Source organism: Paenibacillus sp. ALE2, from assembly GCF_054113385.1.
Genome location: NZ_CM134213.1, coordinates 3,227,197 through 3,242,627 on the forward strand (window position 1 = coordinate 3,227,197; position 15,431 = coordinate 3,242,627).

The 15,431-nt window shown below is 40.8% G+C and carries 12 protein-coding genes; 4 read left to right on the top strand and 8 right to left on the bottom strand.

All coding sequences use genetic code 11. The annotated features are described in order from the left end of the window. Nucleotide 1 precedes the first annotated feature (1 nt). Nucleotides 2-1,501: a hypothetical protein gene (locus ACXHJ1_RS14090; RefSeq protein WP_457904797.1), complete on the bottom strand. Its 1,500-nt coding sequence runs from the start codon at nucleotides 1,499-1,501 to the stop codon at nucleotides 2-4. A gap of 249 nt (nucleotides 1,502-1,750) precedes the next feature. On the opposite strand from ACXHJ1_RS14090, the gene ACXHJ1_RS14095 reads away from it, so the two are divergent. From ACXHJ1_RS14095 to ACXHJ1_RS14110, 4 genes are all read left to right on the top strand, one after another. Beyond that, on the top strand, nucleotides 1,751-2,713 hold the full coding sequence (locus ACXHJ1_RS14095; RefSeq protein WP_457904798.1) for a helix-turn-helix transcriptional regulator: 963 nt from the start codon (nucleotides 1,751-1,753) through the stop codon (nucleotides 2,711-2,713). 109 nt (nucleotides 2,714-2,822) lie between these two features. Next, nucleotides 2,823-3,449 (top strand): type 1 glutamine amidotransferase family protein, encoded by a 627-nt coding sequence (locus ACXHJ1_RS14100; protein ID WP_457904799.1) that lies wholly within the window; start codon nucleotides 2,823-2,825, stop codon nucleotides 3,447-3,449. Between the two features lie 51 nt (nucleotides 3,450-3,500). Beyond that, nucleotides 3,501-4,025, top strand: a complete 525-nt coding sequence (locus ACXHJ1_RS14105; protein ID WP_457904800.1) for a VOC family protein — start codon at nucleotides 3,501-3,503, stop codon at nucleotides 4,023-4,025. Nucleotides 4,026-4,204: 179 nt separating this feature from the next. Beyond that, nucleotides 4,205-5,710 (top strand): alpha/beta hydrolase family protein, encoded by a 1,506-nt coding sequence (locus ACXHJ1_RS14110; RefSeq protein WP_457904801.1) that lies wholly within the window; start codon nucleotides 4,205-4,207, stop codon nucleotides 5,708-5,710. 278 nt (nucleotides 5,711-5,988) lie between these two features. Here ACXHJ1_RS14110 and ACXHJ1_RS14115 read toward each other — a convergent pair whose 3' ends face one another. The 7 genes from ACXHJ1_RS14115 to ACXHJ1_RS14145 form a co-directional block, all read right to left on the bottom strand. Further along, nucleotides 5,989-7,416: a pyridoxal phosphate-dependent decarboxylase family protein gene (locus ACXHJ1_RS14115; protein ID WP_457904802.1), complete on the bottom strand. Its 1,428-nt coding sequence runs from the start codon at nucleotides 7,414-7,416 to the stop codon at nucleotides 5,989-5,991. A gap of 655 nt (nucleotides 7,417-8,071) precedes the next feature. Beyond that, nucleotides 8,072-8,431 carry a putative zinc-binding protein gene (locus ACXHJ1_RS14120; protein WP_013311396.1) on the bottom strand — a complete coding sequence of 120 codons (360 nt, stop codon included), beginning with the start codon at nucleotides 8,429-8,431 and terminating at the stop codon, nucleotides 8,072-8,074. 258 nt (nucleotides 8,432-8,689) lie between these two features. Then, entirely contained in the window at nucleotides 8,690-9,484 is a 795-nt protein-coding gene (locus ACXHJ1_RS14125; protein ID WP_457904803.1) for a hypothetical protein, read from the bottom strand. A gap of 178 nt (nucleotides 9,485-9,662) precedes the next feature. Beyond that, nucleotides 9,663-10,262 carry a hypothetical protein gene (locus ACXHJ1_RS14130; protein ID WP_025365538.1) on the bottom strand — a complete coding sequence of 200 codons (600 nt, stop codon included), beginning with the start codon at nucleotides 10,260-10,262 and terminating at the stop codon, nucleotides 9,663-9,665. A 268-nt stretch (nucleotides 10,263-10,530) separates the two neighbouring features. Beyond that, nucleotides 10,531-11,046: a hypothetical protein gene (locus tag ACXHJ1_RS14135; RefSeq protein ID WP_457904804.1), complete on the bottom strand. Its 516-nt coding sequence runs from the start codon at nucleotides 11,044-11,046 to the stop codon at nucleotides 10,531-10,533. A 355-nt stretch (nucleotides 11,047-11,401) separates the two neighbouring features. Further along, nucleotides 11,402-11,887, bottom strand: coding sequence for a hypothetical protein (locus tag ACXHJ1_RS14140; RefSeq protein WP_457904805.1), 486 nt, complete (start codon nucleotides 11,885-11,887; stop codon nucleotides 11,402-11,404). A 2-nt stretch (nucleotides 11,888-11,889) separates the two neighbouring features. Then, nucleotides 11,890-15,135 (bottom strand): contractile injection system protein, VgrG/Pvc8 family, encoded by a 3,246-nt coding sequence (locus ACXHJ1_RS14145; RefSeq protein WP_457904806.1) that lies wholly within the window; start codon nucleotides 15,133-15,135, stop codon nucleotides 11,890-11,892. Nucleotides 15,136-15,431: the final 296 nt, after the last annotated feature.

Here is a 15,431-nt window from a genome sequence, read left to right on the forward strand (position 1 = left end):
GTTAGTTCATCTTAATTTCCGTGCCAGAGAAGGTGGTTTTGTCATCCAACGTGATCGTGTTGCCTTTACCAGACAGCTCAATTTTTCCGGCGGAAAGCTGGATGTTACCGGAACTCATAACAATATCCGAAGCCGCGCTAATACTCACATTTTTTCCGCTTACAATATCAATGCCTGTTTTATCGTTAATGACAATGGACATGCCATTGCCAGAAATAACGATTTGATCTGGGGCGAGCATGATTTCTTTGCCGTATTTGGTTCGCAGCGTCTTAATGGCAGGATCAGCCATTCGATCTGGCGCAGGAGCTGCCGCAGACAGTGCCGAAGAAGACTTTGATCCAGCAGACGAAGCAGAAGCTGTGGCATGTCCAGGAGTAGTAGATTTTCCCCCGGAAGGTTGTGGTTCTCTTTTAACCGAGCTGATCGCATATCCCTCTTCTTCCTTATAACTGGGAAAATAAATGCGGATGCTGTCTCCATCTTCAGGCATGCAATACCAGCCCGTGTTATCCGCAGAGGCATAAATGGTAGAGTAGGGAAACCAGTAATCCGTGTTTGGATCTTGCTGATCGTCCATATCGAGCTGGGCGCGTACTTTGTCCCGACGAACGCTCAGTACCTTGCCTTGAATGGAAGCGCCGATAATGGAGCGATTGTAGTCTTTGATCGGACGTAAACCGCTTCGCGGTGACAGCTTGGCTGTATGGGTCAGTACTCCGTCCTTCATCTCCGTTAGCACCTCAGCTACGATCAGTTTATGACCTTGAAAGGTCACTTCGTAGCCAGGCTCCAGCAATTTCTCCGTCTCGACCTCATACTGGATAAAATCCGCATCACGTACGCCGGGGATATGGTTCTCTGAGGCGGTTTGAAAATCCGCGACCCGTTTGGTGACTTTATAATTGGTAGATTGTATTTCGCCCTTACTGAGTCCCATAGGTAGGCCAAAATAAAATTTGGGAACTCCGTAGCCCACCGCAGGAATGAGCGGAGAGTAAAAGTGGGAGGCCATCCGTTTCAGAAATTGCCAATCGGTTTCATCATATTGCATGATAAAAGTGCCGATGGGCTTCTTATGGGACACAACATCCATCGCTTCTGCTTTGGAATAGTCCGATACAATACTTTCAATCAAACCCGTATAGGTGAGGTTAGGATTCTGGAAAGAGCGTTGATGGCGCTTAATATCTAACTCGTAGGTATGAGAGATGGCTTCGACGGTCAGGTAATGGACCCCGTGAACCACTTTTTCTTCCACATCCAAGGCAATGCCTCGAAAAAGGGGCTGTCGATTGCCATTTTTGTCTGTAACAAAAGCTTTGACTTGGGTTTCTTCGTCAGAAGCACGTACATACAGCTCTCGCTTTTTCTCTGAGATGATGCCTGTACAGATCATTCGGGCATGGTCATTGACTGTTTTTAAGATTTTAAGTTCATGAAGGCGGACGAACTCATAAGGCATGATTTCGATATGACCGTATGTCACGATATTTTCCATAGGTGTCTCCTTCTGTAGTTGTGTTTAAAAAGAGGAATTATAAATCCAGCATATGTATTTATCGGTTAAAAGAGAGAGTTAGTTTACAGAATGACCCATTCATTATGGTATTTACTATGTGTAAATCTGGAATTAGAAGATATGAGAGGGAAGTATAAGATGGAAAAAAGCATATAATAGGTGGTATGAGGGAGTATAAAGTGATATTTATAAAAGATTGAGCTTTAATGAGAGAGGGGGGGGCAGGTTATGCCAAAAAACGATAATATGCTGGCCATTTTATGGATGCTGAATTCAGGTGTAAAAATGACGGCGAAACAAATATCCGAAAAGTTAGAAATAAATATAAGAACAGTTTATCGGTATATTGACGCTCTATGCGCCAGTGGAGTGCCAATAATATCCGACACGGGTCATCATGGCGGGTATAGCTTGCTGAATAATTTTATTAGAGCACCCTTACTATTTGATATGGAGGAAAAAAAGGCACTCCTTCATGCTGCTGTTTTTGCAAAAGAAGCTGGATCTCCTTTAAGTGAGGCATTAAGCAGTGCGACCTCAAAATTGAAAATGTATTCGAATCAAGAGCAAGAAAGTATACTTAGCCGTCATTTAGCCGGATTTGAAGTGATAAATCGCATAGGAGATCCTTCTCTTCAGCCGATATTGGCAGAATTGGAGCAGGCTGTAGCCAACCAATTCTCTGTCGAAATGGATTATCGCACGAGCCATGAAGAACAACCCAAGAATAGGGTGATAGACCCCTATGGAATGGTTTACTGGAACAACAAATGGTATACTGTTGCATTTTGTCACCTAAGAAATGAGATCCGTAGCTTTCGGGCAGAACGGATTTTACAGATCAAACGCACTCCAATCCTATTTAAGCGTCCTGAGGCTTTTTCAGCTCGTGAATTTTTTATGCAAAATCTGTTACCTGATTTAGTGGGCAAGAACGGTTTAATTTCTTTAAGGATCGAAGGCAGGTCAGAGGCATTGGATGACTTATGTCTACATTGGTTTTTGGGGCATCATCTGAAAGAGCGAACCGCTAACCAAGCCATCTTTTTGCTTGAGGAAAAATCACTTCATACATATGTCCCTCATTTACTCCTACCCTACGGGAAATCCATTCAGATCATCGAACCACAGAGCTTGAAGGAAAAACTTGTTGCGGTTGCGTCGGAGTTAATGGAATATTATCAACGTTAAAAGCTTCACTGACAGCAGATGTCAGTGAAGCTTTTTTATAATGAGGATAATCATGGATCACTGAGGGTTGGTATCACTTGATCAATTATAAAATAAGGAGAACCTGTGAATGAATAGTACGGTATATCTTTATGTATTTGACACCATGGCAGACTGGGAAATCGGTTACTTAACTGCCGAACTGAACTCAGGAAGATATTATAAAAAGGGGCTGGGCCCATCCAAAATAGTTACTGTGGGAATGGAAAGGACTCCTGTCACTACCATGGGTGGATTGACAATCCTGCCTGACATCACACTGGATGAGGGCGGCATTGAGAGCACGGATGCATTGATTTTACCTGGTGGCAATACATGGACAGAAACCATTCATCAACCGATTTTAAAAATCGCTGAGAGGTGCTTAGAGGAAGGTATATGGGTTGCTGCGATTTGTGGTGCTACCATCGGACTTGCTCAGGCAGGACTGCTGAATTCACGTTCGCATACAAGCAATGATCTGGAATACCTTAAAATGATCTGTCCCACCTACACGGGCGAAAAGTATTACAAAATGGAGTCTGCTATAACGGATGGAAAACTGATCACTGCATCTGGAACGGCTCCGTTGGAATTCACCGTACATGTTTTGAAAGCTCTGGGTGTGTTTTCTTCTAAAACATTAGAAGCCTGGTATAGTCTAAATAAGACTCGTGCATCCAAACATTACTATGAGTTGATGGATTCAATCCAATGAAGGTATGCGCATTAAATTGAACTGTTAAGATCATTTAAAGGAGGAGTTAAAATGACTGAAAGCAGAGAATATGTGGGAGTGTCAGGTAAATATACAAGTAAGGGTATACCCAACGGCTTTACATCTATTACCCCGTTTATTACCGTGAAAAATCCTTCGGAAGCGATAGAGTTTTATAAAACAGTTTTCAATGCGAGGGTTAAGGACATTACTGAATATCCTGATGATAATGGCAATACAATCATTGTTCATGCGGAATTAGATTTTGGAAATGGTTTTTTGCAACTGGGAGCAGCGAATCCGACATATCAATTGGTCTTGCCTCCAGATGGAGATAATGCGTGTTATTCTTTCGGAATTTACGTTATGAATGTGGATCAGGTCATTGAAAAGGCGGTAGCAAGAGGAGCGAAAGTAAGGGAACCCGTTACAAACTTTGTTTCAGGGGATCGATTCGCAAGTATATTAGATCCTTGTGGAGTAAGATGGTCTATTATGACCAGGATCGAGGATTTGTCCGAAGAAGAAAGCAGTCGTAGGGTTGCTGAATGGGCCAAAAGCTTTAGTGGAGAATAAATGCATGCGATCACTTTTTGGTAAAACGTATTAATCAGCACATTACATGCCGTTTTCTGCGCCATCGTCACGCGACCTTACAAGAGTGTTAGGCAATTGTCATCTAGATCAATGGTATCAACCTAGCTGCTCCTCTATACTAATCCATTGATAGGATTATTTTTTAAGGGGGAGTTGGCGTGAGGTTTTTTGAAATGCTGCTATTCTTTTCAAGCGCTTGTTTGTTGGCACTCCTGTTCATTACCAATCAACGTATCCGAAGATCAGCTTTGCTCCTGACAAGTGGAGCAAGCTCCATTTTTTTAGTGATACATTTGCTTGTCGAAGGATATAGGATTCAGCTTTTATTTTTATACGGATTTACGATCCTGATACTTTCGCTTTCGCTCATAGACGTTTTCATAACGCCGAAAGTCGTTCGGACTGCCTCGCGAATCCGTAGGATGCTAGGCCGCCTTTTTATCGTGATTGGGCTAATCGTAACAGGGTGCTTCCTCTATGTGTTTCCCGTATTCAACTTTCCGGCGCCAACCGGCGAGTTGAAGGTAGGCACACAAGTCTTTCATTTCATCGATCCAAGCCGTGGGGAGACATTTGGCAAAACTGAGACAGGCAAGAGGGAATTGATGGTTCAGGTCTGGTATCCGACTCAAGCTAGCACCGGCAAGTACGCTCCATTTATTCCCGATCCCGAGATTTTACGTTATATGGCTGAGAACTATGGGCTTCCCGGGTTTACGTTTCAACACCTGAAGTACGTATCCAGTCATGCTTATTCGGGAGCCGAAGTCTCTTCGGTACAGACTTCATACCCGCTGATCCTTGCGAATCCCGGCAACGGCTCGTCCAGGTTCCTCCACACGTCGCAAGCCGAAAATCTCGCGAGTCACGGATATATCGTGGCAGTGATCGACCACACCTACAATACATTTGCAACCGAGTTTCCGGACGGTCGAATCACGACCAGTACAACCGATGACTTGTTCTCACCCGACCATGATTACCGGACGGAAAGCGAAAATCGTGACAAGTTGGGAAAAGTTTTAACCGGTGATGTGGCGTTTACGCTGGACCAACTCGAGCTCATCCAATCGGGGCAGATTCCAAGTCATCTAAAAGGGAAGATTGATCTCGGTCATGTCGGGGTGTTCGGCCATTCCATCGGTGGAGCAACGGCCTATGACGCTTCTTACGATCCGCGAATCACGGTTGGAATAGACTTTGATGGAGGGCTTTATCGACTGCGTGACAGAGAGGGGCTGCGAAAGCCGTTTTTGTTCATCAACTCGGAAAGCTATTTCGAAAAATTAAAAATGGTGATGGATAACCGGGTCTACACGGATGCAGAGCTTAAGCGTATGGGATCAACAAGAGAGTGGGAGGATCAAGTAACGGAAGATAAAAAGTTGGAGCTTGAACGGATGCGCGAAACGGTCGACGAAGGGGGACAAGTCCTCTATATCGAAAATACGGAGCATTTGAATTTTACCGACGTACAGTTCATTTCTCCGATTTTTAAAATGCTGGGCATTACAGGACAGATTGCACCCGAAAGAGCGAATTCCGTTATCAATGCCTACATGCTGGATTTCTTTGATATGTATCTGAAAAATCAAGGCGGAATCTTAATGAAAGGACCGGATAGCCGCTTTCCAGAGGTGAAGTTCGTAACCTCGCTATTATAAATTACGGAACAGGCTGCCGATTTTGACATGCTCCCCTTCAAGTAGACAGGTTTAATAAATAAACTGCTACTTGAAGGGGAGTTTTCCTTTGTCTAAGAAGAACGAATACAATACGATTGAGAAACTAGCCATCATACACATAAAATTTCAAAAATATATTTTGACCTGCTTCACAGAGAGTGGGCCAAAGAGGGGTGGCGTGCCCCTCTTATTTGTGTGATGCTGAATATTTTTATTCATTTACAGAAAGCGTAGCACTTCATTTTCATAATTTAACATCATAAAAGAGCTTTTTTCTCATTCAATGAGCGTGCTATGTTCGATAAAAGCTGAATTGTATTCCTGATTTCATGTTCCGTAGTATCTGGGTGAATTGCACAGATTCGGAGAACCGTTTTTCCATTAAGTTGTGTCGTAAGCACCGAAGCGTATCCATTGGTCACCATTTCTTGGGAAATCCTTTTATTGAGCGAATCTAATTCTTGCTCAGATAATCCAGTTGGTGCATATTGAAAATTAACAATCGCTAACTGTGCGGGGGATACAATTTCCCAATGATTATGTTTTTTGATTTCATCTTCAGCCCATTCTGCGAGTTGAACACCATGCTCTATGGCTTCACTGACAGCATTAGTTCCTAAAGCTTGCAGTGTCACCCATAGTTTCAAACTTCGAGCAGGCCGCGTTAATTCAGGGCCCAGATCCCAATAATTAATATGTTCTTCATTAGTCTCAGCATCTTTCAAATATTCTGGATGTGTGCTGAAGCAGTCTCTGAGCTGTTGATTTTCTTTGGCTAAAACTACGCTACAGGAATAGGTCTGCATTAACCATTTATGTGCATCCCAGGTAATGCTATCTGAACGCGATATTCCGCTCAAAAGGGACTTATATTTCGAAGAAGCCAAAATTGACGCACCGTAAGCTCCATCCACATGTAACCAAATATTATGTTTTTCACATAGGTCAGCAATTTCGTTTAGCGGGTCAATGCTTCCTGTATTGGTTGTGCCTGCCGTGGCAATGATGGCAAAAGGCTTCATGCCAGCTGCCTGATCATCCATTACTTTTTTTTCTAAGGCTGAAACATCCATACGAAAATTTTTATCACTTGGAATCTTTCTGATCTGATCACCACGGAATCCGAGAATGCGTAACCCTTTGGCGACCGATGAATGAGTTTGGTCTGAAACATAAGCAGTTCCAAGGGCATATTCCTGCTCAGATAACTTTGCATTGCGTGCAGCTGCCAAAGCGGTCAAATTGGACAACGATCCGCCGGACAGAAATAAGCCTCCAGCCGTATCGGGATATCCTGCTTGGTCACACATCCACCGGATTACTTCCCCCTCTAGAAGGCTTGCGCTCGAACTCAGCATCCAGCTTCCGGCGTGGGTATTATAAGCGCTGGTCATGATATCTCCTAGCCAAGAGTAAAGAGACATTGGACTAGGAACCAATGCGAAAAGGCGAGGGTGTTGCATAAACGTTTGATAAGGATAGACGTTTTTCCTCATTTCATTGACAACTTCTTTTATCGGTCTTCCTTTTTTGGGAAAACCAATTTCCCGTAAATGAGCTATGGTATCCTCATCTGCAGTGTTGATTACTTTTTGAGAGCGGATATTGTTATTTTCTGCCATGTATGAATGTATGAACTGCTCAATAATTTCACCTAATTGCTGATTTGGTTCTTGATTCATCATAAGCATCTCCATCTCCTTTGTTTAACTTCAACCAAAGTATAATATAACATCTGTTGTCATATTGTGATATTCACCGATTTCATCATTATGTTTGTTTTTAGGCTCTTCGCTATTACGCAAAGTAATTCTCAAAGGCAAAGAGGGCTATAAAATCCCCGTTCAGTGCAAATGCAGGAAACGTGATGTTGGGAATGAGATAGTACTCCAGTTCAAGGCTGGTAAGCAGCTATATAGTGCTGTGTTGCTTGGATGGTAACGACGAGTAATTTTACAAGACAGCTAAGGAGACGAGGGATATTGTAATATAGGGGGGGAACCTTAGTTATCTGAAAATAATTTAATACAAGAATAAATATATAGTACTTGTAAGAAAATTGTTCGAAAACGCTTTGCCAGATGTTGCAACTGAGCTATTTAATGATTTAAAAAATGACTCCAATTAGAGCTCCAAATTCTTGAGGATTTTTATATCCAATGATTCAACTGGGAGAAAAAAATACTGGTGGCCCCTAAAGATGTGTTAGGAGCCACCAGTACAAACTATTTTACGATATTGTTACATAATATGAGCCAGCTATACTTTTACTGTATACTGTACCAACACTTAAAACAAAGGTGAGCCATTTTTCGATACACACCTTCATTTTGATAAGAATTATTGTCCAATTTGTTCTAAGATTTGTGTGTAAGCATTCCTATAATGATCGGGGTTAGGATCTTCTCCTATTATTTTGGGTACATCAAAGTCAGACAGCAGGAAATGGTGTTTGGGTTGAACTTCATGTCTTGCTAAGCAACTCTTGCAACAGGACAAGGGACAGCCGTCAATTGCAATGATGTCACGTCCCGATTTTGCTGTTCTGACAAGTGGTTTGACATCACCACCAACACCAGCTATGCAGGACATTTCAGCGACTTTTTCTCGATCCATTTGTATAGCGATCATGTTAGCGGTTTGTGCTGCGGAGGAACATCCAGAACAAGAATAGACAAGAGGTAAATCAGTTCTTTTCATCTTTGTACACTTCCTTGTTTTTTCTTTGTGATCCATCAGAGTATCTTTGGTTTTAGATAAAATAAATTTAAAATTGTTTGTATTTTAACTTAAATTTACAGTCTAAACCGTGATCGTGATCACGACAATATTTTTGTGAAATCTGTTATAGGGCTAACTGTATGTATATATAAATCAGCTAGATCTTTAGAAAAAAAGCTTATCCCAACTCATAGATTGAAGTTAGAATAAGCTTTTGATTTTTTACCAATTTTATATCTACTTTGGCAAAGTGTAAATAACATCAAATGGGTTCTTATCTTCAAAAAACTCGGTGTAGAGCTTTGTAATTTCGTTTGAATTCAAGTCTATATTATTATTTCGTAATAAGCCCCCTAATTTCACCAATATGTCAGCTTCTCTTGAGGTTACTATTTTCTGTTGTACTATATGTTCTGTATTTTTTGGAGTTACCCACGCCCAATCACTCGTAGCCGCTTCAGTATATGGATATCCAAAAGATAACGAACTGACATGGGCGTATTCTGAGCACAGAGGATGAACAATTAATAAAAAGGCCGCAATTATTCCTGAACGATATCTTATCCTTTGTGTTTTTTGAACCTCTTGAGCGAATGATTCTAGGTAATGAGGGATTTCTCCCCAATTAGAACGTCCCATTGAAACTAGTATTTCAACGGCAAATTTATGATTTAATTTATTGGCCAATTGTATGAATATTTGATTGTTTGTAGAGCCGGAAGCAGTAAATGCACCTAAACATCTTGTAGCTTCCTGAACGTTAGTCGCACCTTCGGATATAAGTTTCACATATTCGTCCAGTATCGTATCGTCGGAAACGAATTCTGGAGATTCCACAATTGTTTCGATTAAAAGTGCCTTTGTACTCTGTTCTTTAACCAGAGGAATCATACTAACAAGTTGAGCAAAATAGTCACCCACTAATTTTTCTAAATTGCAATCATTTTTTAATAACTTTAGAGCAGTTACTATAACACTATCATCTTTATCTAAAGTAGCATTTGTTATTAGAGATATGATTCTATCAACCATACATTTCTTCCTCTCAGGCTTAGATTAAAAGTCATCTTAATCTTTTAATTTGTTCTTTTGGTAGGCTAATGATAGGGAGGGATGAAAATTATTTTTTTGCGTAGAAAAAAGGCTCATTCCTCATCAACGTTCCAGATAAGAATAAGCCATTAGATGATCTTTTTATTTAACATCTGAACTACTCACTCTTAATAGCTCTTCTCCCAGATCCAAAATACTCTTGGAAAAATTCAAAATCAAACAACTTCCCATGAGATTTCATGTGTTTAGACTCTACTTTTTTTAAATTTGCTTGCTTTATGCTGCTGCTATTCATAAAATCAAAAGGAACTGTTTTTTTAATATCAAATGTTAATGTTATTTTAGGCTTATTTTCAGTAACAATCATTAATGCTACGTAGCAATCCTCTAAGAAAGATAACTTTCCCCCGCATTTACATGCAATATCACCGCTATCAATTGTATATGGCCAACTATAATATTGCTCACGTCCTGCAAGGAGGTTACCTTCAATTAGTTTGAAATCAGCACCCTTGACTCCCTCAATTCGAACTTTCATTTTTCCAAATACAAAAAGTGAATCATCTTTTACATGAAGTCCCTGATTTTGTATTTGATCTTTAAAATTATAAATATCTATCACTGTATTTATGAGTTCAAATTCGTATATTCCTCTAATATCACTTGGAAAATTCAAAAAAATAGTTGGTGTAAATTCTCCATCACCATCTATAATTCCATCAAATTCTTCATTACTTATATCAAGAGTAAGTATCATCCACTATAACCTCACTTTCTTATAAAGGTATACTGATCTAGTATTGGCGATTTAATATTTTCCCCATCTGTAGTTAAATAGCTGCCATCATTGGGTATTTCTCGTCTTTCACCTTTACCTTCAACCCTTTATCCTCTAATGTTCTCACCAGCTTGTTCATATTACCAAACGGCATTAGGAGCAAGAGGAAAGTAAAAAAACAAGTCAATCATGGTAGTATCCGACCATAATCGACTCGTTCGACGTAATAAAAACGTTACCTTCTATATCAGCTATCTTTAAAAAAATCCTCTTCCAAATAAGGATAATTCAGTAGCTCTAGAATTTCTTTAGTGATATACCTGTTTTGATATTCATCTAGATTATTATTGATAAATAAACGCCCTTTAATTCTTTTTAATAGTGGGTATGAGGAATCATCTTCAACAACCAAATCTTGATCGTTTAAACGTAATAGTTTTCCAATAACTTCGAGTAGCTTTAACCATCCAATGTCAAAAGTACGCGATACAAATTGAATACTAATAAGAACATTTGTATCTAGGCTGTGATCTTCGAGATTCATTTCTCGGAAACGTTCTAAATAGTCATCCTCATCATCTAAATTAATGCTTATAGAAAAATAAGTACAACTAATACTCACCTGTCGAGCATCAGACCAATCTTTTACTTCTACTTCATAAAAATTTATTTCCATTACTAACACTTCACATATCGTATTGTAAAGCAACTTCCCCAAGGCTTCTCTAGACAAATTAGAGCCAATAGATAATCTAAAGTCCATTTTACTCAAACCTCCAGTGCGCTCTAGTCTAGAGTTAATGCGGTGAGGTCATATTCCTCCACCTAATCTGCTCTGGGCTTCCCATTCCTCCCTTATACCATCCAGTTAGTGCGTCAGCAATATTTCTTTTAAAAGTAAATGTGCAGTTTTCGTCAAGCTTGTTTTGTATCTTGCTATCTATATCTGTTTTGACATTATTTTCGTCTTCTTTTGATCTTGAGTATAAAAAAAGCTCACCCCTACTCATAGATTCAAGTCGAAATAAGCCTTTGAGAGTTTACTGATTTTATGTCTTTTTTAATGTCTGGTTTGTTAGTTGCATTGTACGATCTTGTTGTCACATTTTACTCATAGGTTAGTCTTTGGGATTCTTATAGCACCAATCTTGATCATACGGTAATGATTTTAATTTTTGAATGTCTTCCCAACTGTAAACCCAATCATAATCTGCAATCCAAAAATAATCATCAGGATTTAGCTTAAGGTATTCGTAAATAAAATTGAATATCAATTCTTGATTACCATAGATATCCTCAATATGACCGACTTGACACAGCAATAAATTTGTATCTAATCCTAAATCTTCGTGATAGTAAAAATCAATACTTGAACTATTAATACTATGAATATAAAAGATTAATGAAGATTCGTTGTTCTCCGCAAATGATCTATTATTAATATTCAGCGTTGTATATGAAAACTTCCCCTCATTTGAGTAATTTTTATTATTGTAGAAATAGAGCGATGCATCCGAATGAAAGGCTGCAACTATGCTATCTGCTAACAACTTCTCAGGAGAGTATCTTTCTTTATTCGTTAAAATAACTGCCGGAGTCCCCATCTTTACTTTAATACCTCCTTGAGTTCATCTATAGAGTTTACAATAGTAACACCTTTAGATTTAATGATTTCCAATTTTATTAGATCGTTCTGATGTAAATTAGTCAATGCCTTGTCAATATATAAAATGACTTTCTTCTGGTTATGATTAAAATAGCCGTCATGATTTACATTAACGTATTTATCAAACTGATCAACATTTGTAACCGCTTTTAATGATTTCTTAACTTCAATAATTTCATCCTTAGTGACTACGTCAAAATCGCCCGCCGGGTTACCATCTGCCCTTTGAATTTTCTGGGCAAATGCTGTTACTTCCTTATTTTCTCTAACAGCAGAAGCTACTTTTGCCTCAGTAGCTTTTCCGGGGTCTTTACTGTTTAAAAGATTATCAATATCGCGATTAATATTTTTCGGATGTTGATCATCCCAAATTAACTCATTACCAGCCGAATTCGTATACTTCGTTTTATTTCCACTCTTGACTACACTACCAACATTAGAAGCTTTTAGAGTATCCTCAGGAGGCTTACTTTTGCTCGAATTCGGTAGTTTAGGTGACTCCTTAGGTCTACTTGAATTTGCCCCATTATAAATCGCCGAATCATTGAACTCATCAATGGGCCTGTTTACACCTGGACCACCCTTTGGATTGGGTTTTGCAGGCGGATTTTCTGCAATAGGTGGCTGGCTGGACCTGGCAGGAGAACTTCCAGGTCTCCCCATACCGATACGAGCTGTTACAATCCCATAAGTCGTGTCTTCGACTAAATCGCTTAAGCCTGTCCTTTCCATGTAATCTCCAGATTTTTGTCCGATGAAGCCTTGATTGTATCGAGAAATGAGTGCATCCATTTTCTCTTTGTCCAACTCAATAGCATTTGTAGAGTCCACACCCATCGCTACCAAACCATCTTCAATGGCATTGAGAGTTCCTTCATCCCATACGTGTGTTCGTTTTGCATTGACGATACGCTGGATGGCGGCCAATTTATTAGGGTCTTTAATATCATACAGTGATAGTTTGCGCTTCATTGTAATTTCAGTGCGCAGTGCTTGCTCTGCTTGTTTTAGCTTATTTTCATCCTGCCACCAGTTGGCTGTAAAATAATCAGTTTGATTCCAATATGCAGTATATTCATTAGTTTTTCTTTCTCTCCATAATGCAAGTTTTGGATTCTCGTGTTTCTGCGTTTGTGCTGCTTGAAGGCGTTGTTTTTCCTCATAATCTCGGAGCCATTTCTCCTGAATATTTTTAGGAACCTGCTGATATGCATGAGCCATGGCATTTGACTCTTTTAACAGGTTTTGGACAAGTTCCAGTGGACCACCCGAAAGCGCTATGTGACGTGCACTCGTATACACTTTGCCTAAAATCCACTTGCTATAATAGGCTTCCTTAGCCCGTTCATGCTCGTATTGGCTTATTAGCCCTTGGAGTGCTAGACTAGCCAGATGCTTCAGTGGATGCAAACCACTTTTAGGAGCACTGCCTCCAGCGCGACTTGTTCCCGTGCTACGAACGGGAATAGCTGCGGTTGCTAGTAGCACCGAGCCTGCAACAATCGCCGTAGGTCCACCTAAAGCTCCCGCTACAACGCCAGCCACTTTTCCCATCACTGGAATGGAGCCCAACAGTTTTGATACTGTACCCAATAAAGCATCAACCTGTTTTTGTGCCGCCGGAGTCGTAATCTTTGCAGTAGGTGCAGAAGCTGCGCTGCTGGATGAAGCCTTGGCTGCTGCTGATTGAGCTGCTTCATAGGCTTTGATACTCATCAAAGGCGGTTCTGGAACAGGAGGGAGGTCAGCTACGAAAACAGGTGCCTTCACCGTACCTTCCTGATAAATCACTGGAGCCTTGGTATCCGTCTCACCGTCCAGTACCATACTGCTGGCTCCGCCTTTTAGATACAGCGCCGTTCCAGCTTCGAGCGAAAGCTCCTGCCCAGCATCAAGCTTGACGTGACCACCCTGAATCTGCACATTCCCAGGACTATTGATGGTAATTCCGCTACTTTCATGCAGCGTAATGGAAAATTCACCAGAGGTGGATAGAGTCAGCTCATGTTCAGACATTTCGACGGCGCTACCTTGCACATGTTGCCATATCTTCACATTTGGCTGTCCATTTATGTAGCGTTGTTGTCGCACTGAATCCGTGACATAGGCATCTTGTTCGCGGTGTGTAGGCAGATACAGTTCCACCTGTTCCCCGATCTCAGGCATATCGTACCAGCCACTATGTTCTTCCGCGACATAACGGGTGGCGATGGGAAACCAGCACGCTTTGGCAGGATCTTGCTTCGGGTCAATGTCCAGTTGAAGCTGTACAAAATCCTGCTGTACCTTGAGCACCGTTCCTGTCAGCGAAATTCCAGTAGCCTGATCGTTTTCATAACGGGCATAGCGGATATCTTGTTCGGCTTGAAGATCATAACGGGTGTGCAGTAAGCCATCTGCTAAGGTTGTCATGGATCGAACCACGACCAGTTCTTTGCCTTGTCCAATAGGTAGCGTGATAAGGTCGCCCAGCGCATAGTATTGCAGACTTTCAATCATATAGGTGACATACGAGCCAGCACGTTCTCCCAGCTTTTCCGCATCCAGCTCATGAAATGTTTTCCGTACTCGATAAAATACGTCCCGCTCCACCTTATGCTGCTTCCCTTCTGGCATCCCGAAGAAAACCTTGGGCGAAGCTGCGGTTACCTCTGGCACAAGGACGGAACCAAAGCGAGAAGCAAGACGTTTTAAAAATGCCCAATCCGTCTCCTCATATTGTAAAACAAATGTCTCCAATTTGGCATGGTTGCTTATCGTATCAATGGCATCTCCGTACTGATATTTTCGAACCAGCGCAGTGACCAGACCATCATAGGTGCGGTGAATATCTTGATAGGAGCGCCTTTTACGCTTAATATCCATCTGGTATGAATGGGAAGCAGCCTCCAGTTCAAACGTATATACGCCTCGCACACAATGTACGGACATACGCGTGACAATCCCATGGAACAGCCTTCTCAGCGATTGTCCCTGATCATTCAACTGACGAATCGCAATCGGCTCTTGCTCTATATTATGACCGATACAAGCTGCTCCCTGTTCTTCGGAGAGCATGCCACTGATATGTAAATAGGCATGATCGTTAATTGTACGTGTTATTTGAAGTTGTTCGATGTGTAGGGGCTGAAAGGGACCATAAAAGCGTAGGCTTTCATAGCCAATCCCATCTGATAATACGCTCAAGTGAGTTCATAACTCCTTTCTATATGTGATGGGTATTTCCAAGTAAAGCACGTCATCTTGCATTCACTTCTGATTAAAGAAGCAGCAGATAAGTACAACAGTGAGTCCATATAGATATGTATAACAAGGTTTGTACGCTAAAAAGGAACGAGAGGTGATATTTAATAAACAACCCAGCATATGTATTTATCGGTTAAAAGAAAGATTTAGTTTACAGAATGACCCATTGGTTGGGGGATTTACTATGTTTATTTTTGGAAGCAGGAGGATGAGAGGGAAGTGTAACATGAGTTAAT